Raw genomic sequence first — 265 nt, 5'->3', positions numbered from 1 at the left:
TTTGACGAAGGCAATCACTTCGATGCACACCTGCAGTTGCAGCTAGCGCAAGGAGCGGGTGGTGATCACAGAGGTGACGATGCCGGCGGAGGTCTGTACGTCGATTTCCGACAGTACGTCGCCGATGACGATTTCCTTGATGCTGCCCTTGAACTGGTTTCGTACGTTGATGGCTTTGATGGTCATGGTGTTTCTCCTCTGGTCGTTTTACAGGTAGCCCGGATGCAATCCGGGGAAATTGCATAACCGCTCCCGGATTGCTTCC

Annotated in this window: 1 pseudogene; it reads right to left on the bottom strand. The window is 54.0% G+C overall.

Annotated elements, in window-relative coordinates:
• Window positions 1–45: 45 nt before the first annotated feature.
• Window positions 46–186, bottom strand: a pseudogene (locus VC352_RS24910) (TOBE domain-containing protein); the annotation flags it as partial.
• Window positions 187–265: the final 79 nt, after the last annotated feature.

This window comes from Pseudomonas sp. C11, assembly GCF_034683865.1.
GTDB lineage: Bacteria > Pseudomonadota > Gammaproteobacteria > Pseudomonadales > Pseudomonadaceae > Aquipseudomonas.
This window is presented reverse-complemented; position numbering and strand designations above follow the sequence as displayed.